Annotated in this window: 24 protein-coding genes; 11 read left to right on the forward strand and 13 right to left on the reverse strand. The window is 66.5% G+C overall.

Annotated features, from left to right (window positions below):
• Positions 1 to 3: 3 nt before the first annotated feature.
• Positions 4 to 945, reverse strand: a complete 942-nt coding sequence (locus tag R5H29_RS12825) for an electron transfer flavoprotein subunit alpha/FixB family protein (RefSeq protein WP_197575757.1) — start codon at positions 943 to 945, stop codon at positions 4 to 6.
• Positions 945 to 1,691 carry an electron transfer flavoprotein subunit beta/FixA family protein gene (locus R5H29_RS12830; protein ID WP_019660968.1) on the reverse strand — a complete coding sequence of 249 codons (747 nt, stop codon included), beginning with the start codon at positions 1,689 to 1,691 and terminating at the stop codon, positions 945 to 947. The genes R5H29_RS12825 and R5H29_RS12830 overlap by 1 nt, the downstream gene beginning before the upstream one ends.
• A gap of 257 nt (positions 1,692 to 1,948) precedes the next feature.
• Here R5H29_RS12830 and rfbB point away from each other — a divergent pair, with 257 nt between their 5' ends.
• The 4 genes from rfbB to rfbD are packed head-to-tail and all read left to right on the forward strand — an operon-like array spanning position 1,949 to position 5,362.
• Positions 1,949 to 3,004, forward strand: coding sequence for a dTDP-glucose 4,6-dehydratase (gene rfbB, locus R5H29_RS12835; RefSeq protein WP_019660969.1), 1,056 nt, complete (start codon positions 1,949 to 1,951; stop codon positions 3,002 to 3,004).
• A 14-nt stretch (positions 3,005 to 3,018) separates the two neighbouring features.
• A complete protein-coding gene (rfbA, locus tag R5H29_RS12840) occupies positions 3,019 to 3,906 on the forward strand; it encodes a glucose-1-phosphate thymidylyltransferase RfbA (RefSeq protein WP_197575756.1) in 888 nt (295 codons plus the stop codon).
• Positions 3,903 to 4,460, forward strand: coding sequence for a dTDP-4-dehydrorhamnose 3,5-epimerase (rfbC, locus tag R5H29_RS12845; protein WP_197575755.1), 558 nt, complete (start codon positions 3,903 to 3,905; stop codon positions 4,458 to 4,460). The genes rfbA and rfbC overlap by 4 nt, the downstream gene beginning before the upstream one ends.
• Positions 4,457 to 5,362, forward strand: a complete 906-nt coding sequence (gene rfbD, locus R5H29_RS12850) for a dTDP-4-dehydrorhamnose reductase (protein WP_227844418.1) — start codon at positions 4,457 to 4,459, stop codon at positions 5,360 to 5,362. The genes rfbC and rfbD overlap by 4 nt, the downstream gene beginning before the upstream one ends.
• Positions 5,363 to 5,530: 168 nt before the next feature.
• Here the strand turns inward: rfbD and R5H29_RS12855 are convergent, their stop codons facing one another.
• Positions 5,531 to 8,170, reverse strand: a complete 2,640-nt coding sequence (locus tag R5H29_RS12855) for a DEAD/DEAH box helicase (protein WP_332329259.1) — start codon at positions 8,168 to 8,170, stop codon at positions 5,531 to 5,533.
• A 158-nt stretch (positions 8,171 to 8,328) separates the two neighbouring features.
• Here R5H29_RS12855 and R5H29_RS12860 point away from each other — a divergent pair, with 158 nt between their 5' ends.
• From R5H29_RS12860 to R5H29_RS12870, 3 genes are read left to right on the forward strand one after another with little or no spacing between them, the layout of a single operon-like run.
• A complete protein-coding gene (locus tag R5H29_RS12860; protein WP_111097810.1) occupies positions 8,329 to 9,060 on the forward strand; it encodes a CoA transferase subunit A in 732 nt (243 codons plus the stop codon).
• 1 nt (position 9,061) lies between these two features.
• A complete protein-coding gene (locus R5H29_RS12865) occupies positions 9,062 to 9,694 on the forward strand; it encodes a CoA transferase subunit B (protein ID WP_111097811.1) in 633 nt (210 codons plus the stop codon).
• A gap of 47 nt (positions 9,695 to 9,741) precedes the next feature.
• Entirely contained in the window at positions 9,742 to 10,329 is a 588-nt protein-coding gene (locus R5H29_RS12870) for an alpha-ketoglutarate-dependent dioxygenase AlkB (RefSeq protein WP_171953398.1), read from the forward strand.
• Positions 10,330 to 10,333: 4 nt separating this feature from the next.
• Here R5H29_RS12870 and R5H29_RS12875 read toward each other — a convergent pair whose 3' ends face one another.
• From R5H29_RS12875 to R5H29_RS12890, 4 genes are read right to left on the reverse strand one after another with little or no spacing between them, the layout of a single operon-like run.
• Positions 10,334 to 10,975: an ABC-type transport auxiliary lipoprotein family protein gene (locus R5H29_RS12875; protein WP_021202701.1), complete on the reverse strand. Its 642-nt coding sequence runs from the start codon at positions 10,973 to 10,975 to the stop codon at positions 10,334 to 10,336.
• The gene (locus R5H29_RS12880; protein ID WP_019660980.1) at positions 10,972 to 11,898 is read right to left on the reverse strand and encodes an MlaD family protein; all 927 of its coding nucleotides are present in this window, start codon (positions 11,896 to 11,898) and stop codon (positions 10,972 to 10,974) included. The genes R5H29_RS12875 and R5H29_RS12880 overlap by 4 nt, the downstream gene beginning before the upstream one ends.
• Positions 11,899 to 11,901: 3 nt before the next feature.
• Entirely contained in the window at positions 11,902 to 12,729 is an 828-nt protein-coding gene (locus R5H29_RS12885) for an ABC transporter ATP-binding protein (RefSeq protein WP_021202702.1), read from the reverse strand.
• Position 12,730: 1 nt separating this feature from the next.
• The gene (locus tag R5H29_RS12890) at positions 12,731 to 13,852 is read right to left on the reverse strand and encodes an ABC transporter permease (RefSeq protein ID WP_019660982.1); all 1,122 of its coding nucleotides are present in this window, start codon (positions 13,850 to 13,852) and stop codon (positions 12,731 to 12,733) included.
• A 92-nt stretch (positions 13,853 to 13,944) separates the two neighbouring features.
• Here R5H29_RS12890 and R5H29_RS12895 point away from each other — a divergent pair, with 92 nt between their 5' ends.
• Positions 13,945 to 15,204, forward strand: a complete 1,260-nt coding sequence (locus R5H29_RS12895) for a threonine/serine exporter ThrE family protein (protein WP_019660983.1) — start codon at positions 13,945 to 13,947, stop codon at positions 15,202 to 15,204.
• Positions 15,205 to 15,314: 110 nt separating this feature from the next.
• Here R5H29_RS12895 and R5H29_RS12900 read toward each other — a convergent pair whose 3' ends face one another.
• From R5H29_RS12900 to R5H29_RS12910, 3 genes are all read right to left on the reverse strand, one after another.
• Positions 15,315 to 15,698: an H-NS family nucleoid-associated regulatory protein gene (locus R5H29_RS12900; protein WP_010480700.1), complete on the reverse strand. Its 384-nt coding sequence runs from the start codon at positions 15,696 to 15,698 to the stop codon at positions 15,315 to 15,317.
• 222 nt (positions 15,699 to 15,920) lie between these two features.
• Positions 15,921 to 17,624 carry a proline--tRNA ligase gene (locus R5H29_RS12905; protein ID WP_058981022.1) on the reverse strand — a complete coding sequence of 568 codons (1,704 nt, stop codon included), beginning with the start codon at positions 17,622 to 17,624 and terminating at the stop codon, positions 15,921 to 15,923.
• A gap of 679 nt (positions 17,625 to 18,303) precedes the next feature.
• A complete protein-coding gene (locus R5H29_RS12910; RefSeq protein ID WP_111097818.1) occupies positions 18,304 to 18,678 on the reverse strand; it encodes a DUF4124 domain-containing protein in 375 nt (124 codons plus the stop codon).
• Between the two features lie 80 nt (positions 18,679 to 18,758).
• On the opposite strand from R5H29_RS12910, the gene pssA reads away from it, so the two are divergent.
• Genes pssA through rimI form a run of 3 tightly spaced genes read left to right on the forward strand, consistent with a single transcriptional unit; the run spans position 18,759 to position 20,535 of the window.
• On the forward strand, positions 18,759 to 19,535 hold the full coding sequence (gene pssA, locus R5H29_RS12915) for a CDP-diacylglycerol--serine O-phosphatidyltransferase (RefSeq protein ID WP_019660986.1): 777 nt from the start codon (positions 18,759 to 18,761) through the stop codon (positions 19,533 to 19,535).
• Complete coding sequence (locus R5H29_RS12920) at positions 19,532 to 20,041, forward strand: hypothetical protein (protein ID WP_058980477.1); 510 nt, start codon at positions 19,532 to 19,534, stop codon at positions 20,039 to 20,041. Before pssA ends, R5H29_RS12920 begins: the two co-directional genes overlap by 4 nt.
• Positions 20,038 to 20,535, forward strand: coding sequence for a ribosomal protein S18-alanine N-acetyltransferase (gene rimI / locus R5H29_RS12925; protein ID WP_019660988.1), 498 nt, complete (start codon positions 20,038 to 20,040; stop codon positions 20,533 to 20,535). The genes R5H29_RS12920 and rimI overlap by 4 nt, the downstream gene beginning before the upstream one ends.
• 66 nt (positions 20,536 to 20,601) lie before the next feature.
• Here the strand turns inward: rimI and R5H29_RS12930 are convergent, their stop codons facing one another.
• The 3 genes from R5H29_RS12930 to R5H29_RS12940 all read right to left on the reverse strand — a co-directional run bounded on the left by R5H29_RS12930 (position 20,602) and on the right by R5H29_RS12940 (position 24,828).
• Complete coding sequence (locus tag R5H29_RS12930; RefSeq protein ID WP_019660989.1) at positions 20,602 to 21,423, reverse strand: EamA family transporter; 822 nt, start codon at positions 21,421 to 21,423, stop codon at positions 20,602 to 20,604.
• 79 nt (positions 21,424 to 21,502) lie between these two features.
• Positions 21,503 to 24,331 (reverse strand): valine--tRNA ligase, encoded by a 2,829-nt coding sequence (locus R5H29_RS12935; protein ID WP_332329252.1) that lies wholly within the window; start codon positions 24,329 to 24,331, stop codon positions 21,503 to 21,505.
• A 71-nt stretch (positions 24,332 to 24,402) separates the two neighbouring features.
• A complete protein-coding gene (locus tag R5H29_RS12940; RefSeq protein WP_019660991.1) occupies positions 24,403 to 24,828 on the reverse strand; it encodes a DNA polymerase III subunit chi in 426 nt (141 codons plus the stop codon).
• Between the last annotated feature and the right edge of the window lie 54 nt (positions 24,829 to 24,882).

Genomic DNA, 24,882 nt, shown 5'->3' on the forward strand with positions numbered 1-24,882 from the left:
TCTTCAGTTCAGTGCTGTTTCCAGCTCCGGCAGGATCGTGAACAGATCCCCGACCAGGCCGATGTCAGCGATCTCGAAAATCGGCGCATCACCGTCCTTGTTGATCGCGACGATCGTGCCGGCGTCCTTGATGCCGGTCAGATGCTGGATCGCACCGCTGATGCCCACCGCCACATACAGCTCCGGGGCGATGATCTTGCCGGTCTGGCCCACCTGCAGGTCGCTGGGCACGTAGCCGGCATCGACCGCGGCGCGCGAGGCACCGACGGCGGCGCCGAGCTTGTCGGCCAGCTGGAAGATGACCTTGAAGTTCTCTTCCGAACCGACGCCGCGGCCACCGGAGACCACGCGCTTGGCGCTCTGCAGGTCCGGGCGGTCGCTGGCACCTGCGGCGAGGCCGACGAAACGGGTGTGGGTCGGCAGGGCAGCATCGACACTGGCCGCTTCAACGGCGGCACTGCCACCCTGGGCGGCTTCCGGCCACGAGGCGGCACGCACGGTGGCGACCACGATCTGGTCGGCCGGGACTTCCACGGTGATGATCGCGTTGCCGGCGTAGATCGGGCGCTTGAAGGTGTGGCTGCCTTCGACGGTCATCAGGTCGGAGACCTGGTTGACGCCGAGCAGGGCGGCCACGCACGGCATCAGGTCCTTGCCGAAGGTGGTCGACGGGCCGAACACGTGGGTGTAGCCCTTGGCCAGCTGCGCGATCTGCGGCGCCAGCACCTGGGCGATGGCCTGCGCGTTGGCAGCGTTGGCCACGGTCAGAACCTTGGCGACGCCAGCGATCTTCGCGGCCTCAGCGGCAACGGCGGCCGGATCGGCGGCCAGCACCAGCACGTCGATGCTGGCACCGCTGATGGCGGCAGCAGCGCTTACGGTCTTGGCGGTGGCGGCGTTGAGCTTGCCGTCGTGGTGTTCGGCGATGACGAGAATCCTGCTCATTACAGCAACCCCTTCTGCTTGAGTGCGGCCACCAGTTCAGCCGCGTCCTTGACCATCACACCCTTGCTGCGCTTGGACGGCGCGGCATACTGGGTGGTCTTGAAGGTATCGGCGGCTTCAACGCCCAGATCGGCCAGCTGCAGGGTCTCCAGCGGCTTGGCCTTGGCCTTCATGATGTCCGGCAGCTTGATGAAGCGCGGCTCGTTCAGGCGCAGATCGGTGGTGACCACTGCCGGCAGGTCCACTTCCAGCGTTTCCAGGCCGGCGTCGACTTCGCGGGTCACCGTGGCCTTGCCATCAGCAATCTCCAGCTTGCTGGCGAAGGTCGCCTGCGGGCGGCCCCACAGCGTGGCCAGCATCTGGCCAGTCTGGTTGGCGTCGTCGTCGATGGCCTGCTTGCCCAGGATCACCAGGTCCGGCTGTTCCTTCTCGATCAGCTTGAGCAGGGTGCGTGCGGCTGTCAGCGGCTGGATGGCCTGGTCGGTAACGACGTGAATGGCGCGATTGGCGCCCATGGCCAGGCCGTTGCGCAGGTGCGCCTGGGCATCGGCCGGAGCAATGGTGGCGACCACCACTTCGCTGGCGATGCCCTTGTCGCGCAGGCGCAGGGCTTCTTCCAGAGCGATTTCATCGAAGGGATTGGGAGACAGCTTGACGCCGTCGGTGACCACGCCGGAACCGTCCGGCTTGACCTGAATGCGGACGTTGTAGTCCACCACGCGCTTGTACGCGACGAGGATTTTCATCTGGTACGGGGTCCTTCAATAACGGGGAGAACGTCCGGTCCTCGCACAGCAACCGGTTCGGGGGTGGGACCCCGATTCTAACTGGCTGGAAGCTACCATGCGAACGCGTATGGTTTTGCTGCGATGCAGAAGATAATGAGGGCAAGGGGCTCATTCACGTGCGGATGTCAGCCGCGAAGGGGCGACATGTATCCTGTCGCGCTGTATCCGGTGCTCCCCCGCGCCCCGGTGCGAACGGTCGAACAGGAGAACAGGTAGTGCCCACATGGCTTGTCACCGGCGGCGCCGGATTCATTGGCGGTAACTTCGTTCTCGAGGCCGTCGCGCGCGGCGTCAAAGTCATCAACCTCGATGCGCTGACCTACGCCGGCAATCTGAAGACCCTGTCCAGCCTGGACGGCAACCCGAATCACGTGTTCGTGCAGGGCGACATCGGCGATCAGGCGCTGGTCACCCGCCTGCTGGCCGAGCACCGGCCGGACGCCGTGCTCAACTTTGCTGCCGAGAGCCACGTGGATCGCTCCATCGACGGTCCTGGCGCCTTCATCCAGACCAACGTGGTGGGCACCCTGGGCCTGCTGGAGGCGGTCCGCGATTACTGGAAGGCGCTGCCGGCCGAGCAGGGCGCGGCCTTCCGCTTCCTGCACGTATCCACTGACGAGGTGTACGGCACCCTGGGTGAGACCGGCAAGTTCAGCGAAACCACGCCGTATGCTCCGAATTCCCCGTACTCGGCGTCGAAGGCCGCCTCGGACCACCTGGTCCGTGCGTTCCACCACACCTACGGGCTGCCGGTGCTGACCACCAACTGCTCCAACAACTACGGCCCGTACCACTTCCCCGAGAAGCTTATCCCGCTGGTGATCGCCAAGGCGCTGGCCGGCGAGCCGCTGCCGGTGTACGGCGACGGCAAGCAGGTGCGCGACTGGCTGTTCGTGTCCGATCACTGCGAGGCGATCCGCACCGTGCTGGCCAAGGGCCAGGTTGGCGAGACCTACAACGTCGGTGGCAATTCGGAAAAACAGAACATCGAAGTGGTGCAGGCCATCTGCGCACTGCTGGACCAGCGCCGCCCGCGTGCGGATGGCCAGCCGCGCAGCAGCCAGATCACCTACGTCACCGACCGCCCCGGCCATGACCGCCGCTATGCGATCGATGCGTCCAAGCTGAAGAACGACCTGGGCTGGGAACCGGCCTACACCTTCGAGCAGGGCATCACCTTCACCGTCGACTGGTACCTGGACAACCAGGAATGGGTCAACGGCGTGCTGGACGGCAGCTACCGCCTGCAGCGCATCGGCACCGCAGCCTGAACCCGGGAGACACCATGACGCAGCGCAAGGGCATCATCCTCGCCGGCGGCTCCGGCACCCGGCTGTATCCGATCACCAAGGGCGTCAGCAAGCAGCTGCTGCCGGTGTACGACAAGCCGATGATCTACTACCCGCTCAGCGTGCTGATGCTGGCGGGCATCCGCGAGGTGCTGATCATCAACGCCCCGCACGAACAGGTCTTGTTCCAGCAGCTGCTGGGTGACGGCTCGCAGTGGGGCATGGATATCCAGTACGCCGTGCAGCCCAGCCCCGATGGCCTGGCCCAGGCCTACCTGATCGGCCGGGAGTTCCTGGACGGACAGCCGAGCTGCCTGGTTCTGGGCGACAACATCTTCCACGGTCACGGCCTGCGCGACGTGCTCAAGCGCGCCGATGAGCGCACCGACGGTGCCACCGTGTTCGGCTACTGGGTGAATGATCCGGAGCGCTATGGCGTGGCCGAGTTCGACAAGAGCGGCAAGGTCATCGACCTGGTGGAGAAGCCGGAAAACCCGCGTTCGAACTATGCGGTGACTGGCCTGTACTTCTATGACGGCAAGGCCAGCGATTACGCGTCCGAGCTGAAGCCGTCGCCGCGCGGCGAGCTGGAGATCACCGATCTCAACAAGCGCTATCTGGGCGAGAGCAACCTGCACCTGGAAGCGCTCGGCCGTGGCTATGCCTGGCTCGATACCGGCACCCACCAGTCGCTGCTGGAAGCCTCCAACTTCATCGAGACCATCCAGACCCGGCAGGGACTGCAGGTCTGCTGCCCCGAGGAAATCGCCTTCGGCAAGGGCTGGATCAGCGCCGAGCAGCTGGAAGCACTGGCTGCACCGTTGATCAAGAATGGCTACGGCCAATATCTGCAGAAACTGGCACTGCGTGGGGTGGTTCCGTGAAGGTGATTGAAACCCGCTTGCCGGGCTGTGTTGTGATTGAACCGAAAGTGTTCGGCGACGAACGTGGATTCTTCTTCGAAGGCTGGAACGCTGCGCGTTTCGGTGAGCTCGGGTTGCCCACGCAGTTCGTGCAGAGCAATGTGTCATCCTCCAGCAAGGGGGTTCTACGCGGCCTGCACTATCAGTGGCCGCGCCCGCAGGGCAAGCTGGTGAGCGTTCTGGAAGGCGAAGTTTATGATGTTGCCGTGGACGTCCGTCGCGGTTCGCCGACCTTCGGTCAGTGGGAGGCGGTTGTGCTGAGTGCGCAGAACAAGCGTCAGTTCTGGATCCCAGAGGGCTTCGCGCATGGTTTTGCCGTGCTGTCCGAATCCGCACTTTTCCACTACCTGTGCACTGATGTCTACGTGCCCGAGGCCGACGCCGGCATTCGCTGGAATGACGGCGCGATTGCCGTGGATTGGCCGCTGGGCTCGCCGACGCTGTCGCCCAAGGACGAGCGCGCGCCTTTCCTGGTTGATATTGCAGACGAGCGTCTGCCGGTGTTTGCTGCATGACCACGTTGGTTCTTGGCGGCAATGGCCAGCTTGGCCAGGAGCTGCTGCGGGCATTGGGGTCATCGGAACCGGTGGTCGCGACAACCCGGACCGGCAGGTTGCCCGATGGCAGCGCCTGTGAGATCGCAGATTTCAATCGCCCCGAGCTTCTGCCAGCCCTGCTGGACAGCGTGCAGCCTTCGGCCGTCGTCAACGCCGCTGCGTATACGGCGGTTGATCGAGCCGAGCAGGACATGGAAGCAGCATTCACGGCCAACGCTATCGCTCCAGGCGTGATCGCGCGTTGGTGTGCCACGCGCGGCGTGCCGCTGGTGCATTACTCTACCGATTATGTTTTCGATGGGCAGGGGCACAGGCCGTACCAGGAAGACGATTTGACTGCGCCTTTGGGTGTCTATGGCACCAGCAAGCGTGATGGGGAGAATGCCATCCGCGCTGCCGCCGGTCGCCATCTGATTTTTCGCACCGCCTGGGTATATGCCTCACACGGTGCAAATTTCCTGCGCACCATGCTGCGCGTCGGCGCCGAGCGAGAGCAGCTGCGCGTGGTGGCTGACCAGGTGGGTACGCCGACGCCGGCGGCGCTGATCGCCGATGTCACCGCGCAGGCACTGCAGCACCCAGGGCAGTTGTCGGGCACCTGGCACCTGACCGCCAGTGGCCAGACCAGCTGGCATGGCTTTGCCGAGGCGATTTTTGCCGAGGCGCTGGCGACTGGCGTATTGCCGAAGGTGCCCGCCGTCGAGGCGATTCCCAGCTCAGAGTATCCGACGCCCGCCAAGCGTCCGGCCTGGTCGGTGCTGGACAACCGTCGGTTCCAGCAGGATTTCGGCCTCGTGCTGCCATCCTGGCAGGACGGGTTGAAGAGGGTGATGTGGGAGTTGATTCCGGCCAACGGCTGAGCCAGTGCTGTGCATGCAGATTCGGCGATGTTGGAAGGCAAAAGTCGCGCTTGGCCGGACAGGTCAGGGCCGCTGTCCTTGGCGATCGGACGCTCCTCGCCAAGCCAGCAAAAACAGCTGGAGCCATTCAGACTGCGGCTTTCTTGCTCCAGCCGAACAGGTCTGATTCTACGTTCCTCTGCGGGTGGTGGACGGCCGGCCCGGCCTGCGGGTGCGTCTGGCCGGCAGGCCCGGCAACGGCGCCAGCAGCGCCTGCACGTCTTCTTCGCTGAAGCGTGGCCCCGTAGCGCCGCCGCCTTCGAGAATGGCGTCGGCCAGCGTGGCCTTGCGCTCCTGCAGCTCGGCAATCCGTTCTTCGATGCTGCCTGCGGCGATCAGCCGGTAAACGAACACCGGCTGCTGCTGGCCGATGCGATGGGCGCGATCGCTGGCCTGGTTTTCGGCCGCCGGATTCCACCACGGGTCGAAGTGGATGACGGTATCGGCGGCGGTCAGGTTCAACCCGACGCCACCTGCCTTCAGGCTGATCAGGAATACCGGCACCTCGCCCTGCATGAAGCGCTGCACCGGCGTGGCCCGGTCCTGGGTGTCGCCGGTCAGGGTCACATAGGCCAAGCCCAGCTGATCCAGTGCCTGCGCGATCAGCGAGAGCATGCCGGTGAACTGCGAGAACAGCAGGATGCGCCGGCCTTCCTCGACCATCGACGGCAGCATCTCGCGCAGCAGGTCCAGCTTGGCTGAGCCCGCATTGCGCGCCGGGGCATCACCAGGCAGCAGGCGCGGATCGCAGCAGACCTGGCGCAGCTTCAGCAACGCATCCAGTACCACGATGTGGCTGCGCGCCAGCCCGCTGCCGCTGATGGCTTCGCGCACCTGCTTTTCCATCGCTGCGCGCACGGTTTCATAGAGATCACGCTGGCCGCTCTCCATTTCCACCGCGCGGGTAATGACGGTCTTGGGCGGAAGCTCTGACTCCACCTGGTCCTTGCGCCGGCGCAGTATGAACGGACGCAGCCGTTGCGCCAGCAAGGTGGCGCGGCGGTGGTCGCTGCCACGTTCGATCGGATGGCGCCAATGCTGGTTGAACTGTTTCTCGCTGCCTAGCAGGCCGGGCAGCAGGAAGTCGAACTGCGTCCACAGTTCGCCCAGGTGGTTTTCCAGCGGCGTGCCGGTCAGGCACAGCCGGTGGCGCGCCTGCAGCGTGCGCAGGGTGATGGCCGCGCGTGACTTCGGATTCTTCACTTGCTGGGCTTCATCCAGAATCAGCAGATGGTAGGTATGTGCCTGCAGCGCCTGCTCGTCGCGCCACAGCAGAGGGTAGGTGGTCAGTACAAGGTCGTGCCCGGGAATCGCCTCGAACAGCGTTTCACGTGCCGGCCCGTGCAGGGTCAGCACGCGCAGGCCCGGGGTGAAGCGTGCCGCTTCGCTCTGCCAGTTGTGCAGCAGCGAAGTGGGCACCACCAGCAGCGTCGGACGGTCCAGGCGACCGGCTTCCTTCTCGACCAGCACATGCGCCAGCGTCTGCACGGTTTTGCCCAGGCCCATGTCATCGGCCAGCACGCCCCCCAGGCCCTGCTGGCGCAGGTACTGCAGCCACGACAGGCCTTCGCGCTGATAGGGACGCAGCGTTGCCACCAGCCCTGCCGGCGGCGGCGCTTCGCCCAATGCGGGTGCCTGCATCAGCCGCTGCACCAGTGCCTGGGTGTCCTTGCGCCCGCGGAACTGCAGGCGCGCCGTGTCCTGCAGCGCCTGCAGGCGGCCACGGTCATGCACAGACAGGCGCAGCGGCGCGCCACGCTGGGCGAACAGATCCGTCAACAGGGCCATGATCGGTTTCAGTCGTGCGGCCCGCAATGCCAGGCGCGTGTTGTCGCCCGCCGTCAACAGGATGTTCTCATCATCGCCGATGGCGTCCAGCTGGCCACGCATCCAGCGGGGATCGGACTGCAGCACCTGCTGCAGCAGCGGAACCATCGACACGTTGCGGCCTTCCACCTGGATGTCCAGGCCCAGGTTGAACCAGCCCGCATCCGCCGGGTCCGCCTGGATGTCCAGGTCGATCTCATCCACCCGGGTGATGCGATGGCGGAAATCGTCGTCGGTCTCTACCTTCCAGCCCAAGGCTTCCAGGCGCGGTACGTCGTCCAGCAGGAACCGTGTCCAGTCATGGGTGCGCAGCTGGAACTGAGGTCCTGCGCCCTCCAATGGCGCCCGCGGCGCCGTGTCGCGATGCAGTCCCACCGTGCGCAGCTCGGCCTCGCGCCGTGATTCCTCGGCCAGGTCGCGGGGCAGCAGCGCAAGCTGGCCCTCCGGATCGTGGGCGAACAGGCTCGGATCATCCAGGAACCGCACGTGCTCGTCGTATTCGAAGGCCACGGTGGCGATATCGGCCCATTGCGAAGGGTCGCGTGGGCCGAGCCACGGCGGACGGAACTCGACCGTGTGCAGGCGCAGGACGGGGGTCATCGAACGGATCAGCAGCGTTGGCAGCGTGCTGCTGTCGTCGGGCATGGGGGGCGTATGGTCGATCTGCTGCAGCATCTGCGCCAGCACAGCCGCCACGTGCATGCAGTCGTGGCCGAGCGGGCAGGAACACCGGTTGCGCAGCAGGCTGCGCGGATGGCGAAGACTGGCGGCCAGGTCGATCTCCACCCGGTAGGAGTACTTGGCCGGGATCTTTACCTCAGCGACCAGAATGTCACCGAACAGACGCATGCTATGGACTTCCGACAGGCCATGGTCGCTCATTTCCAGCGTCCGGCCTTCCATCCAGCGGAGCAGGTCTTCTTCGGTGTAGGTATGGGCCATCAACGAGGGTGGGGCGGGCACGGGGCCGGCCATTGGCAGGGGAACCCGGCATTCTACGGAACCCTGTGCGATGCCCGTGCAATGCTGCGGCGCATCCAGGCCCTTCGCCGCCCTCCAGCTAGAATGCGGTCATCCTCAACGTGCAGGGTAGTACAGCAATGCAGCAATCGACTTCCACCGGCAAGCGCAGCAAGCGCTTCGCCAGTGCGGCGGAGGCCCTGCAAGGGGTGGTCGCCGATGGCCAGACGCTGGCCGTGGGCGGCTTCGGCCTGTGTGGCATTCCCGAGGCATTGATCGCCGCGCTGCGCGACAGTGGCGTCAAGGGCCTGACCGTGATCTCCAACAATGCCGGGGTCGATGGTTTCGGTCTGGGCCAGCTGCTGGAAACCCGGCAGATAAAGAAGATGATTTCGTCCTATGTGGGCGAGAACAAGGAGTTCGAGCGGCAGTTCCTGGCCGGCGAGCTCGAGCTGGAATTCAACCCGCAGGGCACCCTGGCCGAACGCCTGCGTGCCGGCGGCGCAGGCATTCCGGCGTTCTTCACCGCCACCGGCTATGGCACGGTGGTGGCCGAAGGCAAGGAAACCCGCGAGTTCGACGGCAAGCACTACGTGATGGAAACCGCACTGCGCGCCGATGTGGCACTGGTCAAGGCCTGGAAGGCCGACGAGGCCGGCAACCTGGTGTTCCGCAAGACCGCGCGCAACTTCAACCCCGCCTGTGCGATGGCCGGCAAGGTCTGCATCGTGGAAGTGGAAGAGGTGGTGCCGGTGGGTGCCATCGATCCGGACCAGGTGCACCTGCCGGGCATCTACGTGCACCGCATCGTGCACAACGCGCATCCTGAGAAGCGTATCGAACAGCGCACCATCCGCGCGGAGGGCAACTGACATGGCGTGGACCCGCGATGAGATGGCGGCGCGTGCCGCCCGCGAACTGACCGATGGTGCCTACGTGAACCTGGGCATCGGCCTGCCGACCCTGGTCGCCAACCACATCCCCGAAGGCGTGGACGTGTGGCTGCAGTCGGAGAACGGCCTGCTGGGCATCGGGCCGTTCCCGACCGACGCCGAGGTCGACGCCGACCTGATCAACGCCGGCAAGCAGACGGTCACCGCACGTGCGGGCGCCAGCTACTTCGGCAGCCACGACAGCTTCGCGATGATCCGCGGTGGCCACGTCAACCTGGCCATCCTCGGCGCCATGCAGGTCACCGACAAGGGCGACCTGGCCAACTGGATGGTGCCCGGCAAGATGGTCAAGGGCATGGGCGGCGCGATGGACCTGGTCGCCGGCGTGCAGCGCGTGGTGGTGTTGATGGAGCACACCGCCAAGAACGGTGAGCACAAGATCCTGGCCGAATGCTCGCTGCCGCTGACCGGCGTCGGCGTGGTCGACCGCATCATCACCGACCTGGCCGTGTTCGACGTCACCGATGCTGGTCTGGTGCTGGTGGAAGCGGCGCCGGGTGTCAGCAATGACGAACTGAAGGAAAAAACGGGCGTGGCGTTCGCGCGCCGCTGACGTTCCGGGGCGGCCTTCGGTCGCCCCCCCTTTCCCTTGGGGCGCCCATGCTGTTCCCCCACGACCTTCCCGATGCCGACGTCCGCCACCTCCCGGCCTGGCTGTCTCCCGCCGAGGCCGATGCCTTGCAGCGCGATCTGCAAGCCGGCGTGCCGTGGGAGGTGCATCGCATCCGCATGTTCGGCAGCTGGGTGGATTCGCCACGGTTGAGCTGCTGGATAGGTGATCCGCAGGCGCGCTATCGCTACTCGGGGGCAGAATTCGTGCCGCACCCGTGGCCGCCGTCCCTGCAGGGCATGCGCGAGCGCCTGCAGGACGATGGCTTCGGCCGCTTCAACAGCGTGCTGCTGAACCGCTATCGCGGCGGCGGCGACTACATGGGATGGCACAGCGATGACGAGCCGGAGTTGGGTCCGGCCCCGGTGATTGGGTCGCTGAGTCTGGGCGCATCGCGTCGATTCCTGCTGCGCCGGCGCGATGATCCGGCGCGCAAGGCCGAGTACCTGCTCGGCCATGGCGATCTGCTGGTAATGGCGGGGCAGACGCAGAGGTTCTACCAGCACGCGCTTCCGAAGATGGCGCGGGTGCAGGGTGAGCGGATCAACCTGACGTTCCGCTGGATTGCGCCGCGCTGATCGATCAGCGCGCGACGTTAGGCTGGTCGGCCTGCCCGCTCACCAGTGTCCACCCCACCACATCCTGCGCAAGCTGCTGCAGGCCACGTTCGAACGCCGCGGTCACCGCCGGTACGTCGGTGCTGCCGACCGGCTGCGCCTGGCGGAACGTACGGTCGGCCACCACGCGCTGGTCGGCGACGTGGATCAGCTTGGCGTTGACCTCGATCACCACGGTCGGCGTGGCCTGGCCCTGGTAATCCGATTCGAAGCGGCGCACGTCGGTGGACAGCTTGTAGTCGGCACGGATGCCGGCGGTGCTGCGCGCCACGCCGCGGATGCGCCCGGAATCCTCGAAGCCGCGCAGCAGGGTGTCCTCGATCATGTCGGTGGCCGGCTGTGCCCAGCTGGCGCCCTTGTAGATTTCCATCTGCGAAGGCGTCGGCCGCACATTGATGCGCGGGCTGTCGACCAGGCGCGCGGCGCTCGGCTTGGCCAGTACCAGCTGCCAGCTGGCCTGTGGCCACGCCGGGTCGGCCTTCACCTGCACCGAGGGCGAGTACAGCGTCACTGCGGTTTTCTCGCTGCTGCCAAGGATGGAGCAGCCGCCCAGCAGGGCGACCATCGAAGCGGCCAGCAGCAGGCGCGGAAGGGGGGGCGGGCTCATTTGGGTTCGAACTCCTTCGGTGCGTCGCGGCCCAGCAGGTAGCGCGCGGGGTTGTTCTCGAGGCGGTCGCTGACCCGGCGCAGGTCGCGGATCAGGCCGCGCAGTTCGGTCAGCGTCGGGCCGAGCTGGCCGAGGCCATCATTGGCGAAGCTGTTGATCGCGGCGCGGTTCTCGCCAAGGATCGAATCGGCGTTGCCGGCGGCCGAGTCGAGCTTGGCCAGGGTGGCATCGAGCTTGTCGATGATGCCCGGCAGCTGCTGCACCAGGTTCCTGTCCAGGCGCTCGATGGTGCCGTTGGTGGTCTTCAGCGTGGTGTCCAGGCTGCGGGCGGCATCGCGCGCGCTGAGCAGCAGCGCCTGGGTACCCTGGTCGCGGTCGGCCAGGCCACCGCTGATGGTCTCCAGGTTGGCCAGCGTGGCGTTGATCGAGGCTACATTGCGGTCGCTGAGGATCTGGTCCATGCGCTCGACGATGCGGTTGGCAACATCGGTGATGTTCTGCAGCGCCGACGGCGTGGTCGGTATGATCGGTGCCGGATCCTTGTTGACCGTGGTCAGCGCCGGCGACTGCGGCGTACCGCCGCTGAGCTGGATGATCGACGGGCCGGTGAGGCTGGTGATCGCCAGCTTGGCGCGGGTATCGGTCTTGACCGGCGTGGTCGAGTTCAGGCGGATGCGTGCGACCACCTGGCGCGGGTCGTCCGGCACCAGGTTCAGTTCGACGATCGACCCGACCGCGATGCCGTTGTACTGCACCGGGCTGCCCACCGACAGGCCGGTCACCGCCTCGCGGAACACCACGCGGTATTCCTGCCAGGTGCGGTCGGAAGAGTACTTGGCCGCCCACAGGCCGAACGCCAGCAGGGCCAGGCCGGTGATCAGGGTGAACGCGCCGATCAGCACGTAGTTGGCTTTGGTTTCCATGGCTCAGGCACTCTCGATCTGTTCGCCACGCGCGGCGCGCGCGCGGGGTCCGTGGAAGTATTCCTGGATCCACGGATGATCCAGTTTCTCGATTTCCGGGAGGGGGGCGTTGGCAACGACCCTGCGGTCGGCCAGCACGGCCACGCGGTCGCAGATGGCGTACAGGGTGTCCAGGTCGTGGGTGATCAGGAACACGGTCAGCCCCAGCGCTTCCTGCAGGGTCTTGATCAGTCGGTCGAACGCGGCCGCGCCGATCGGGTCGAGGCCGGCGGTGGGTTCGTCCAGGAACAGCAGCGGCGGGTCCAGCGCCAGCGCCCGGGCCAGGCCGGCGCGCTTGCGCATGCCGCCGGACAGCTGCGAGGGCAGCTTGTTGATCGCGTCGGCGGGCAGGCCGGCCAGCTTCACCTTCAGCAGTGCCAGCTCGTAATGCCAGCGCTCGGGCAGTTCGCGGTGGTGTTCCTTCAGCGGTACCTGCACGTTCTCGCCCACGGTCAGTGACGAAAACAGTGCGCCGTCCTGGAACAGCACGCCGGTGTTGCGTTCGATGTGCAGGCGGCTCTCGGCGTCGTCGGCACGCGCGTCGCGGCCCAGCACTTCGATCTGGCCTTCGTCGGGCGTGCGCAGGCCCAGGATGGAGCGCATCAGCACCGACTTGCCGGTGCCGGAGCCACCGACCACTCCCAGGATCTCGCCGCGACGCACGTCCAGGTCCAGGTCTTCGTGCACGGTCTGGCTGCCGAAACGGTTGACCAGGCCGCGCACGCGGATGGCCAGCTCGTGGCCGTCGTCGTCCTGCATGGGAATGTCTTCGGGCGTCGGATGCGTGCTCATGTCACCAGCCCATGTGCATGAACCACAACGCCGCGAAAGCGTCGATGATGATCACCAGCGAGATCGTCTGCACCACGCTGGAAGTAGTGCGTTCGCCTACCGACTGTGCCGTGCCTTCGACCTTCAGGCCTTCCAGGCAGCCGATCAGGCCGATCACCAGCGCGAATACCGGCGCCTTCGACAGGCCGACCAGCATGTGCCGCACCTCCATGGTCTCGTGCATGCGCGCGATGTACATCTGCGGCGGGATGTCGAGGTCGAACGCACCGACGGTGACGCCGCCGGCCAGGCCGGCGATCATCGCGATGAAGGTCAGCAGGGGCAGGGTGACCAGCAACGCCAGCAAGCGAGGCAGCACCAGCAGGTCGACCGGGTCCAGGCCCAGCGTGCGCATCGCATCGATTTCCTCGCGCGCCTTCATCGCGCCGATCTGTGCGGTGAAGGCGCTGGCGGTACGGCCGGCCAGCACGATCGCGGTCAGCAGCACCGCGAACTCGCGCAGGAAGGCGATGTTGACCAGTTCGACCACGTAGATCTCGGCGCCGAAGTCGCGCAGGATGGTCGAGCCGAGGAAGGCGATCACCGCACCGACCAGGTAGGACAGCAGTGCCACCAGCGGCACCGCATCCAGCCCGACCTGCTCCATCTGGTGCACAGTGGCGGTAAGGCGGAAGCGGCGCGGTTCCTTGACCAGGCGGGCCGCCTTGACCAGGTTCTCGCCGAGGAAACTGCACAGCGCCTTGATGTTGTGGCCGGTGGCATGGACGCTGACACCCAGCCGCTCCAGTGCCGCCAGCACGCCGAAGTCGCGCTTGGGCTTGGGCCGGTCGTCGGCGACTTCCTCGATGGTGCACACCAGCGCCTGGTGATCCGCGCGGAACTTCAGTGCGTCTTCGCCGAGGTCGGCGCGATGGGCCACGCGCAGCACCTGCAGCACGCCGGCCGAATCCATCTTCTCGATGGCGGTGGCATCGATGCCGGTCAGCGTGTCAGGAACGCCACGCAGGACCTCGGCCGCGGCCAGCGCGGTCTTCAAGGTCCAGGTGCCGGACAGGCGGATCACGCCCGGATCATGGGCGTCCTGTTCGAGCTGGGGGGCGTGGTTCGGGGTCACTTGGGCCATTCCGGTCGCAGCATAACCGTTCTGTATTGGCCATCGCGTCGAACTCGGATGAATTTCTCCGGTCAGGCCCCGCCTAGGTAATACTACGGCGCATGTCCGCAGATGCTCACACGATCCCCACGCCCCAGGCCACCTACGCGCAGCGGGTGGCCTTCGTTTCCGAGATCGCCGGACGCCTGCACAGCTATGGCACCACGGCCCAGCGCCTGGAAACGGCGGTGGTGGCACTGGCTCGCCAGCTCGACCTGGATTGTGAACCGTGGTCGAACCCCACCGGCATCATCCTCAGCTTCAGCGATCCGGCGCAGGCGATCGGCTCCAGTGACATCACCCGGGTGATCCGCCTGGCGCCCGGCGAGAACGACCTGCACAAGCTCAGCGTCGCCGACCATATTGCCGAAGAAGTGGCCAACGGCCGGATGAGCATCGCCCAGGGCCACACCGCGCTGCGCCAGCTGGACAAGGATCCGGGCCGGCGCGGCAAGCTGCGAACGATCCTCTCGTTCACCCTTGGCGCGGCCGGCGTGGCCGGCATGTGGAAGCTGCCGTGGCTGGACATTGCGACCGCCGGTGTCATCGGCCTGATGATCGGCCTGCTCGGCATGGTCACTGACCGTCGCCCGGCCACCCGCGAAGCCGCCGAGGCACTGGCCGCGCTGTTGGCCGGCCTGGTCGCCACCCTGGTTGCGTCCTTTATTGGTGCGCTCAACCTCAACACGGTGATCATCGCCTCGCTGGTGGTGCTGCTGCCCGGCATGTCGCTGACCAATGCGGTCAACGAACTGGCCAGCCAGCACTGGGTATCGGGCACCGCGCGCTTTGCCGGCGCGCTGACCACCATCATGAAGCTCAGCGTCGGCGCGATGATCGCGGTGACCCTGGCCGACGTGCTCGGCCTGGACCCGGTGATCCGCGCGGCTCGGCCGCAGGGGCCGTGGGTGGAGTGGGGCTCGCTGCTGACCGCGGCATTCGCGTTCGCGATGCTGTTCAAGGCCAATCGTCGCGACTATCCGTGGGTGATTGCCGCCTCGGTGGCCGGTTATGCGATCTCCAAGTTTGGCGGCCACGCCTGGGGCGCGCCGGCCGGCATCTTCCTGTCGGCGATGCTGCTGACGGCCGGTGGCAATCTGTTCGGTCGTCTGGTCGGGCGTCCGGGCGCGATCATCCGCCTGCCCGGCATCATCATGATGGTGCCCGGCAGCACCAGCCTGCGCGGCGTGCTGACCCTGGTCCAGCAGCAGGACGTGGGCGCCGGCCAGAGCGTGTTCCTTACCGTGCTCAACGTGGTGATGGCACTGGTGGCCGGCCTGCTGTTCGGCAATCTGCTGATGCCCGCCCGCAAGACTCTGTAGAGCCGAGCCCATGCTCGGCTTCGGATATGGATAGCCGAGCGTGGGCTCGGCTCTACAAACAAAAAAACGCCGGCTTTCGCCGGCGTTTTTCATTGCATCCCGATCCGGCCTCAGGCCTTCTTGATCAGGAAATCTTCCGGCTTCTTGTTGCCCTTGGCAGTCAGCTCAGCCATCCAGCGCGGCTGCTTGCCACGGCCGGTCCAGGTTTCCTTGGGGTTGGCCGGGTTGCGGTACTTCGGGGCAACCTTGCCCAGCTTGCGGCCGGCGGTCTTCGACGGGGCCTTGGCGGCCGGAGCGGCCTTGCGGGCACGCGTGGCCGGGGCGCTGCCGAACAGTTCTTCGATGGTGTAACCCTCGGTCTTGGCCAGCTTGGTCAGCTGGGCCCGGACCTTGGTGATCGGCCGGCGCTTGGCGACGATGGTCTGCTGCTTCTTGGCGGTACGGATCAGGGCGCCCAGCTCGCGTGCTGACAGGCCGGTCAGGTCAATGCTCATTTACGGTTACTCCGGAAACTAATGTGTGGACGGGACAAGCCAGTCCATGGCGTCGGCGGACAGAATAGAGATGAATTAATCACAGCACAAATGCAGGCGGGTCATGGCGTGGCGGCATGCAGGCGCCGTCGCGGTGATTTTGACCGGATTATGTCCGCTGCAATATCGGGGAAGACCGCGGCAGAAAAAAAAGACCGGGGCAGGGCCCGGTCTTTTTCCTGATCAGCCCTGCAGACGCTGCAGCAGGGAGGCCTTGTCCAGGCTTTCCGCTTCGCTGGCGCGGCGCGAGCGGTATTCGTAGGTACCGGCGGCCAGGCCGCGTTCGCTGACCACCACGCGGTGCGGGATGCCGATCAGTTCCATGTCGGCGAACATCGCGCCCGGGCGCAGGCCCCGATCGTCAAGCGCCGCGTCCAGGCCGGCATCGCGCAGTTCCTGCAACAGGTTGGCCGCAGCGTCGGCTACGGCAGCATCGCCCTTCGGGTTGATCACGCACACCACCACCTGCCACGGCGCCATCGCGTCCGGCCAGATGATGCCGGCATCGTCATGGTTCTGTTCGATCGCGGCAGCTACCACGCGCGAGATACCGATGCCATAGCAGCCCATCGCCATCACCGCCGCCTTGCCGTTTTCATCCAGCACGGTGGCATCCAGCGCTTCGGCGTACTTGCGACCGAGCTGGAACACGTGGCCGACTTCGATGCCACGGGCAATCTTCAGTTCGCCACCGTCCAGTGCGCGGTCACCGGCACGCACGTTGCGGATGTCCGCCACTTCCGGTTCCGGCAGGTCGCGGCCCCAGTTGACGCCGGCCAGGTGGAAGCCGGTTTCGTTGGCGCCGACGACGAAGTCCGACATCGCCGCCACTTCGCGATCGGCGACCACGCGGATGGGCTTGGCCGGGGCGACCGGGCCGAGGAAGCCCGGCACGCTGCCCAGATGCTCGGCGATTTCCGCCTCGCTGGCGAAGCGCTGTTCGTCCAGGCCGGCAACCTTGGCCAGCTTGATCTCGTTGACTTCATGGTCACCGCGCACCAGTACCAGCACGAACTGCTGTGCCTTTCCTTCACCCGCGATCAGCGCCACCGACTTCACCGTGCGCTGCAGGTCGATGCCGAGCAGGGCCGCGACCTCCTCGCAGGTCTTCTGGGTGGGGGTGTCGACCTTGCGCATGGCTTCGCTGGCGGCCGCACGCGGCGCCGGATCGGCGGCAATCGCCGCTTCCATGTTGGCCGCGTAGTCCGAGCCGGTGGAGAACACCAGCGCGTCTTCACCGGAATCGGCGATCACGTGGAATTCCTGCGACGCATCGCCGCCGATTGCGCCGGAGTCGGCCTGCACCATGCGGAAGTCCAGGCCGAGGCGGGTGAAGATGCGGCTGTAGGCCGACTTCATGTTCTCGTATTCGCGCACCAGGCACTCGTCGTGCAGGTGGAACGAATAGGCGTCCTTCATCAGGAACTCGCGCGAACGCATCACGCCGAAACGCGGGCGGATCTCGTCGCGGAACTTGGTCTGTACCTGGTAGAAGTTCACCGGCAGTTGCTTGTAGCTGGACAGCTCGCTGCGCGCGAAGTCGCAGGCGGCTTCCTCGGCGGTCGGGCTGTAGCAGAACACCTGGTCCTTGCGGTCCTTGATCTTCAGCAGCTGCGGGCCGAACTTCTGCCAGCGCCCGGTCTGCTCCCACAGTTCCTTCGGCTGGATGGTCGGGATCTGGAATTCCACGGCACCGGCGCGGTCCATTTCCTCGCGCACGATGCGCTCGACCTTGCGCAGCACGCGCAGGCCCAGCGGCGACCAGGTGTACAGGCCCGATGCCAGCTTGCGGATCATGCCCGCGCGCAGCATCAGCCGGTGGCTGGTGAGCTCGGCGTCGCTGGGGGTTTCCTTGGTGGTGTGCAGGTGGAACTGGGAGAGGCGCATCGTCGGCTTCGGATAACGGCAGAGACGCCTATTCTGCCAGCCCGGCCGGGGGGAGGGGTATCGGCAGGGCTGCGCCCTGCACCCGCAGTAGTGCCGGCCGCTGGCCGGCAACCTCAGAAGCAACAGTCGAAGCAACAGCGGGCTTCCCGTGGGATGGCGGGGGGGGTCCGGTTGCGGGAGACGCCGTAAACCCCGCTCCGCGGTCCGGCCCAGCCGCTGGCGGCTGTGCGTTCGGGCGCTTGCGAAGCAGTGCTTCGCGAGCAAAGCGCCCTCACCCATGGGGGCTTGGCCGCGGCATCCATGCCGCGGACACTCCCGCAACCGGACCCACCCCGCCTTCGACAGTTTCCTGCGAGCTGTCGGAATGGCTCCTGGGGTCAGATCCAGATCCGTTTTCCGCAGGAAAACGGATCTGACCCCGGATTCAATTCGAGATCCGACAGATCTCATCCACGCATGGCGTGGATCTATTGGCCACCGGGAATCTGTCGGGGGTGGGGCGGTGTCGGATTGCGGGGTGTCAGCCGCATGGATGCGGCTGCCAAGCCTACATGGACGTACTTGCGGCGTCCCCGCAATCCGACACCGCCCCGCCATTCCACGGAATGCCCGCTTTTGACGTTGCCGTTGCCGTTGCATGCAGCCTCTGCAGGTGCAGGGCGCAGCCCTGCCGACCCCCTTAACTTGCCGGTGGGCAGTACGCCTTGATCGCGGCCTCCGCCAGCCCCTTCTGCGCGGTGCGCTGCTCCGGGCTCAACGGGGTATCGGCCTTGCCATCACCATCGGTGTCCTGCATCACCTGGCCGCCACCATCCAGCAAGGCCAGGTTGGCACGGGCGGTGCTGCACTGCTCGGGCACCGGTGCAGCCGGAGTCTGGGTGCTTGTTGCAGTCTGCGGGCTGCGCGCCTGCTCCCGGGTCTCGTACTTTTTGCCGGCCGGCGGGGTCTCCGAGTACTGGGTCACGCCATGGGCGTCCTTCCATTTATAGACCGGGCCAGCCACGGCGCTGGCACTGGCCAGCAGCAGGCATCCAAGGCAGGACAGGGCACGCATGGCAAACTCCGCGGAATGGGCGTAGAACGCCGATTGCAGCATTGGCGCCGAGCACTGGCAAGTCGATTAAACTGGATTCCATGGACCCGATCACACCGCCGCCGCGTTCGCGCACGATTTACCTGCTGCCCAACCTGTTCACCACTGCCGGACTGTTCGCCGGCTTCTACGCGATCATCGCCGCGGCCAATGGGGATTTCGTCAACGCCAGCATCGCCGTGTTCGTGGCGGCGGTGATGGATGGGCTGGATGGGCGCGTGGCGCGCCTGACCGGCACCAGCAGCGAATTCGGCGTGCAGTACGACTCGCTGGCCGACCTGGTCAGCTTCGGCATGGCTCCGGCGCTGGTGATGTATCACTGGTCGCTGTCGTGGCTGAAGTTCGACGATCCGCTGCTCGGCCGCGTTGGCTGGGCCGTAGCGTTCCTGTACGCGGCCTGCGCGGCACTGCGCCTGGCCCGCTTCAATACCCAGGTGGCGGTGGTCGACAAACGCTGGTTCGTCGGCCTGGCCAGCCCGGCCGCGGCCGGCCTGATGATGTCCTTCGTCTGGGCGTTCGCAGATGGCAACCTGGGCTGGGACGGCAACCAGCTGCGCTACGTGGCGCTGGCGGTGACGATCATCGCGGCGCTGCTGATGGTCAGCCGCATCCGCTTCTGGAGCTTCAAGGGCGGCGGCGCCAAGGGTACCCGTTCCGACCGCGTGCCGTTCCTGGTGCTGGCCCTGGTGCCGGTGGCCATCGCCATCGCGGTCATCGATCTGCCGCGCGTGCTGTTCGCGGTGGGCATCCTGTACGCCCTGTCCGGCCCGGTGATGTGGGCCGTGCAGCGCCTGCGCAAGAAGCCCGAGGCCGCGTGAGCCAGGACCTGCCCGTGCTGTGGTCACCGGCCCAGCAGGCCTGGCTGCAGGCCATGGGCTACACCGTCTATCACGACGGCCAGCTGGCCGCCGAGCTGGACGCCGCGCTGCAGCTGAGCGTGGCCGAAGCCGAGGCGGCTGCCGCGCCAGCGGTGGAGCAGGCGCGGGCACCCACCGCGCCCGCGCGCGAACCTCTGGCTGCGCCAACACCGGTTTCCCGGCAGGAACGCCAGGCGCCACCACGTCGCCAGACCCCGGTCAACGCACCGGATACCGCGCCGGCGGCGGCCCGCCCGCTGCCCGGCGGCAATGCCCGGCAGCCGGTGGTGCGGCTGCCGGATCGCCTGCAGATCGCCTTGCTGCGCGCGTCCGGCTGCAATCCCAATGATCCGGCCACGCAGGCGCTGATGGACAGCTGGCCGTTGGACCAGCTGCGCCAGGATCCCGCCGCCAAGCGCGCGCTGTGGCCGCAGCTGCGTGCCCTGCGCAAGCGGGGCGCACCGTGAGTGCGGTCAGCCAGCCTGGTCCGGTCAGCCTGCGCGCGCTGCGCGAGAGTGACCTCAACGCGGTGATGGCGATTGAAGTACGCGGGTATCCGTTTCCGTGGACCCGCGGCATCTTCGTCGATTGCCTGCGTGCGGGCTATCCCGGCCTGGCCATGGAGCGCGATGGCCAGTTGATCGGCTATGGGGTGCTCAGCATCGCGGCCGATGAGGCACATGTATTGAACATCTGCATCGATCCGCTGGCGCAGTCGCGTGGGCTGGGTCGTCAACTGCTGCGCGCGCTGGTACAGCTGGCTGGCGACCGGGGGGCACAGCGTGTGTTCCTCGAAGTGCGTCCGTCCAATACGCCGGCGCTGGCGCTGTACCACAGCGAAGGCTTCAACGAGATCGGCCGCCGCCCGCGCTACTACCCGGCCGCACAGGGCCGCGAGGACGCGGTGGTGATGGCGATCGAGCTGGTCGATGGTGACCTGCAGGCGATGCCGCCGTTGTGACGGAGAAGGGTGCCGGCCAGCGGCCGGCACTACCGCTAGCCGCCAACCTTGGTTGGCACGCTTCTCTCACGCCATCCGCAGTGCGAGCACGCCACCCACAATCAACGCCGCTGCCAGCCAGCGCGCACGCGGAATCCGCTCGCGCAGCACGAATACCGAGATCAGCAACGCGAACAGGATCGAGGATTCGCGCAGCGCCGAGACCATCGCCACCGGTGCCTGGGTCATGGCCCACAACGCCATCGCGTAGGAGGCGGTGGTGCCGACGCCACCGGCCAGGCCCAGTGGCCAATGCTGCCGCGCATAGTCCAATACCGCGCCGCCGCGGGTGTACAACGCCCACAGCGGCAGCGGAATGCCCGACAGCAGGAACAACCACAGCGTGTAGCTGAGCGCGCTGCCGGACTCGCGCGCGCCGTGCGCATCGACCAGGGTGTAGGTGGCGATCATCGCCGCAGTCAGCAGCGGCAGGCGCAGCTGGCCGCCACGTGCACCCAGTGCCATGCACAGGATGCCGGTGCTCACCAGCACCACGCCCAGCCACGCCGCCGGGGGCAGTTGCTCGCCCAGCAGGGAGCCCGCCAGTGCAACCAGGATCGGCGCGCTGCCACGCATCAGCGGATAGGCCAGGCTCATGTCGACCCGCTGGTAGCAGCGTGCGACCAGCCCGTAGTAGGTCACCTGCAGCAGTACGGATGCAGCCAGCCAGGGCCAGCTTTGCGCGGCCGGGAACGGCAGGAAGGGCAGGGCCGCCGCCGACAGCAGCGCAGCGCTGCCGGTCACCAGCACGGTGCCGAGGAACTTGTCCGGCCCGCGTTTGACGATCGCATTCCAGCTGGCATGCAGTGCCGCAGCGGCGAGGACCAGCAGGAAGATGGAAAGCGGCATCCGGTGATGATGCCATGCCGGGAAAATGTTCCGGGTTTGCTGGGTGCCAACCTTGGTTGGCACCCACCAGGGCGAGGTGTTACAGCTTCGCGCGCTGTTCGCGCAGGCCGGCCAGCTGGGTGTTCCAGTCGGCCAATCGCACGCGCTCCTGCTCGACCACCGCCGGTGGAACCTTGTCGGTGAACCTGGCCAGCTTGGTTTCGCTCTTTTCCTGCTCGCCTTCCACGCGCTTGATCTCCTTGTCCAGGCGTGCGCGCTCGGCGTCCAGATCGACCAGGCCTTCCAGCGGCACCAGCAGCTTCAGCTCGCCCACGATCGCGGCGGCGGCCGGCGGTGCGCTTTCGCCTTCGGCCAGCCACTGGATGCTGTCCAGCTTCAGCAGGAACGACAGCGAGGCGCTGAAGCGATCGATACGCACGCGGTCCTGCTCCAGCCCGGCCTGCAGGCGCAGCGGCACCAGCTTGGACGGCGCGACGTTCAGCTCACTGCGCACGCGGCGCACGGCACTGATCACCGCCTTCAGCCATTCCACGTCGGCCTCGGCCTGGGCGAAATCGCCTTCGAACTCGGCGGCGGTCGGGTACGGGCGCAGCGACAGCGTGGTTTCGGTCAGGCCCAGCCGCGGGGCCAGCTGCTGCCACAGCTGTTCGGTGATGAACGGCGTGAGCGGGTGCAGCAGGCGCAGCAGCGCTTCCAGCACGTACAGCAGGGTGTGGCGGGTGCTTTCGGCGTCGGCGGCGTCTGCACCGTTCAGTGCCGGCTTGCTCAGTTCCAGGAACCAGTCGCAGAACGCGTTCCAGGCGAACTCGTACAGGCACTGCGCCAGCAGGTCGAAGCGGTAGGCGGCGAAATGGCCCTGCGCTTCGGCGGTGGTGGCGGCCAGGCGCGCGAGGATCCAGCGCTCGGCATCGGTACGCGGCTTCGGCACGCCGGTGAACGCAGCGCCTTCGGTGTTCATCAGGGCGAAGCGGCTGGCGTTCCACAGTTTGTTGCAGAAGTTCTTGTAGCCCTCGGCGCGGTTCATGTCGAACTTGATGTCGCGGCCGTGGGTGGCCAGCGCGGCGATGGTGAAGCGCAGCGCATCGGCACCGTGGGCAGCAATGCCGTCCGGGAATTCCTTGCGGGTGGCCTTTTCGATCTTCTCCACCATCTTCGGCTGCATCAGGCCGCCGGTACGCTTGGCGACCAGGTCGTCGATGGTGATGCCATCGATGATGTCCAGCGGGTCGAGCACGTTGCCCTTGCTCTTGGACATCTTCTGGCCCTGGCCGTCGCGGATCAGGCCGGTGAAGTAGACGTCCTTGAACGGGATCTTCCCAACCAGGTTGTCGGTGGCCATGATCATGCGCGCCACCCAGAAGAAGATGATGTCGAAGCCGGTGATCAGCACCGACGATGGCAGGTAGCGGTCGAAGCCGCGCTCGGCCATGGCCTGCTCATTCGGCCAGCCCAGGGTGGAGAACGGCCACAGCTGCGAGGAGAACCAGGTCTCCAGCACGTCGCTTTCCTGGTTCAGCACCACGTCGCTGCCGAGGTTGTTCTTGGCGCGCACTTCCTCTTCGCTGCGACCGACATAGCAGCTGCCGGTGGCGGCATCGAACCACGCCGGGATGCGGTGGCCCCACCACAGCTGGCGGCTGATGCACCAGTCCTGGATGTTGTTCATCCAGTGGCGGTAGGTGTTGATCCAGTTCGGCGGCACGAAGGAGATCGAACCGTCCTCGACCAGTTCCAGGCCACGCTTGGCCAGGTCGTCCATCTTCACGAACCACTGGTCGGTCAGGTACGGCTCGATCACCTGGCCGGTACGGTCGCCGCGCGGCACCTGCAGCTTGTGCGCCTTTGTCTCGATCAGGATGCCCAGGTCTTCCAGTTCGGCCAGCACGGCCTTGCGCGCTTCATAGCGGTCCAGGCCCTGGAAGCGCTCCGGCGCGTTTTCGTTCAGCGCTGCCACCGGCGTGAACAGGTTGATCATCGGCAGGCTGTGGCGCACGCCCACTTCGTAGTCGTTGAAATCATGCGCCGGGGTGACCTTGACCACGCCGGTGCCGAACGCGCGGTCCACGTAATCATCGGCGATCACCGGCACGCGGCGGCCGGTCAACGGCAGCACCACGTTCCTGCCGATCAGGTGCGCGTAGCGTTCGTCTTCCGGGTGCACCATCACTGCGGTATCGCCCAGCAGGGTTTCCGGACGGGTGGTGGCGACGACCAGGTAGTCGCGGATTTCGCGCAGGGTTTCCACGCCATCGGCATCGCGCTCGACGTGCTCGTAGCTCAGGCCTTCATCCAACGTGTAGGCGATCGACCACAGGAAGCCGTCTTCCTCGGCGCTCTCCACTTCCAGGTCGGAAATGGCGGTCTTCAGCACCGGGTCCCAGTTCACCAGGCGCTGGCCACGGTAGATCAGGCCCTGCTCGTACCAGCGCACGAAGGCTTCGTTGACCGCCGCCGACGGCTGCGGGTCCATGGTGAAGGTGCTGCGCGACCAGTCGGCGGAGGTGCCGAGGCGGCGCATCTGGCGTTCGATGGTGTCGCCGGACTGCTGCTTCCACTCCCAGACCTTGCCGATGAAGCCTTCGCGGCCGAGCGAATCACGGGTCTCGCCCTTGCCTTCCAGCGCCAGGTTGCGGCTGACCACCATTTCGGTGGCGATGCCGGCGTGGTCGGTGCCGACCTGCCACAGCGTGTCGTAGCCGCGCATGCGGTGGTAGCGCACCAGCGCGTCCATCAGGGTCTGCTGGAACGCATGGCCCATGTGCAGCGTGCCGGTCACGTTCGGCGGCGGCAGCAGGATGGTGTAGGGCTCGCCCGTGCCGGACGGCTTGAAGTGGCCGGCCTTCTCCCAGGCCTCGTAGAGGTCGGTCTCGAAGGACGTCGGGTCGTAGCTGGAGGCGAGTTGGGTCATGCGGGGGAACCAGGAGGTAATCGTTGAAGGATCAGGGCGCGGCGGCGGCCCATCAAGGGACCGGGGCGCGCTTACATGTCGTGCTTGTTCAGGTCGTAACCGGCGGCCTTGTACTGGCGCCAGCGTTCGCGCAGCGGTTCGCGCGCTTCCGGATCGGCCGGAACCACTTCCAGCACGCGCTCGCACTGGCCCAGCCAGGGCTCGTCGCGCAGGTTGATCACCAGCGGACGCACCGGTGCCTCGGTGCCGGGCACGGCGATCAGCACCAGGGCTTCTTCCTCGTCCATGTCTTCGCCGGCGATCTGGTGCGGGATGTAGGCATCGTTGTCGAAGGCCCACAGCAGCTCGTCCAGCTCTTCGGCCTGGGCCTGGTCGCGGGCCAGCACCAGGGTGAACAGCCCGGCATCGTTGGCCTTGCGCGCCAGCTCGCAGACCAGGCGCAGGGGCTCGGTCAGGAAACGGGGCTTGGCGATCAGGTAGAAGTCGGCGCGGGGCATGGCAGGGTCCGGGTCAGGCAGGGTTCCGGCGGTGCCGGGCGAGGCCCGGGCCGG

Source organism: Stenotrophomonas sp. A3_2, from assembly GCF_036624925.1.
In the GTDB taxonomy this organism is placed as follows: Bacteria; Pseudomonadota; Gammaproteobacteria; order Xanthomonadales; family Xanthomonadaceae; genus Stenotrophomonas; species Stenotrophomonas hibiscicola.

What these genes read in the sequence shown, in the direction of transcription:
- R5H29_RS12930 (WP_019660989.1), bottom strand. Translation starts at nt 21,423, where the DNA reads ATGCCGCTTTCCATCTTCCTGCTGGTCCTCGCCGCTGCGGCACTGCAT.
- R5H29_RS12940 (WP_019660991.1), bottom strand. Translation starts at nt 24,828, where the DNA reads ATGCCCCGCGCCGACTTCTACCTGATCGCCAAGCCCCGTTTCCTGACC.
- R5H29_RS12900 (WP_010480700.1), bottom strand. Translation starts at nt 15,698, where the DNA reads ATGAGCATTGACCTGACCGGCCTGTCAGCACGCGAGCTGGGCGCCCTG.
- pssA (WP_019660986.1), top strand. Translation starts at nt 18,759, where the DNA reads ATGGACCCGATCACACCGCCGCCGCGTTCGCGCACGATTTACCTGCTG.
- R5H29_RS12830 (WP_019660968.1), bottom strand. Translation starts at nt 1,691, where the DNA reads ATGAAAATCCTCGTCGCGTACAAGCGCGTGGTGGACTACAACGTCCGC.
- R5H29_RS12905 (WP_058981022.1), bottom strand. Translation starts at nt 17,624, where the DNA reads ATGCGCCTCTCCCAGTTCCACCTGCACACCACCAAGGAAACCCCCAGC.
- rfbD (WP_227844418.1), top strand. Translation starts at nt 4,457, where the DNA reads ATGACCACGTTGGTTCTTGGCGGCAATGGCCAGCTTGGCCAGGAGCTG.
- R5H29_RS12890 (WP_019660982.1), bottom strand. Translation starts at nt 13,852, where the DNA reads ATGGCCCAAGTGACCCCGAACCACGCCCCCCAGCTCGAACAGGACGCC.
- R5H29_RS12860 (WP_111097810.1), top strand. Translation starts at nt 8,329, where the DNA reads ATGCAGCAATCGACTTCCACCGGCAAGCGCAGCAAGCGCTTCGCCAGT.
- R5H29_RS12855 (WP_332329259.1), bottom strand. Translation starts at nt 8,170, where the DNA reads ATGGCCCATACCTACACCGAAGAAGACCTGCTCCGCTGGATGGAAGGC.
- R5H29_RS12910 (WP_111097818.1), bottom strand. Translation starts at nt 18,678, where the DNA reads ATGCGTGCCCTGTCCTGCCTTGGATGCCTGCTGCTGGCCAGTGCCAGC.
- rfbA (WP_197575756.1), top strand. Translation starts at nt 3,019, where the DNA reads ATGACGCAGCGCAAGGGCATCATCCTCGCCGGCGGCTCCGGCACCCGG.
- R5H29_RS12895 (WP_019660983.1), top strand. Translation starts at nt 13,945, where the DNA reads ATGTCCGCAGATGCTCACACGATCCCCACGCCCCAGGCCACCTACGCG.
- R5H29_RS12875 (WP_021202701.1), bottom strand. Translation starts at nt 10,975, where the DNA reads ATGAGCCCGCCCCCCCTTCCGCGCCTGCTGCTGGCCGCTTCGATGGTC.
- R5H29_RS12825 (WP_197575757.1), bottom strand. Translation starts at nt 945, where the DNA reads ATGAGCAGGATTCTCGTCATCGCCGAACACCACGACGGCAAGCTCAAC.
- R5H29_RS12880 (WP_019660980.1), bottom strand. Translation starts at nt 11,898, where the DNA reads ATGGAAACCAAAGCCAACTACGTGCTGATCGGCGCGTTCACCCTGATC.
- R5H29_RS12870 (WP_171953398.1), top strand. Translation starts at nt 9,742, where the DNA reads ATGCTGTTCCCCCACGACCTTCCCGATGCCGACGTCCGCCACCTCCCG.
- R5H29_RS12935 (WP_332329252.1), bottom strand. Translation starts at nt 24,331, where the DNA reads ATGACCCAACTCGCCTCCAGCTACGACCCGACGTCCTTCGAGACCGAC.
- R5H29_RS12885 (WP_021202702.1), bottom strand. Translation starts at nt 12,729, where the DNA reads ATGAGCACGCATCCGACGCCCGAAGACATTCCCATGCAGGACGACGAC.
- R5H29_RS12865 (WP_111097811.1), top strand. Translation starts at nt 9,062, where the DNA reads ATGGCGTGGACCCGCGATGAGATGGCGGCGCGTGCCGCCCGCGAACTG.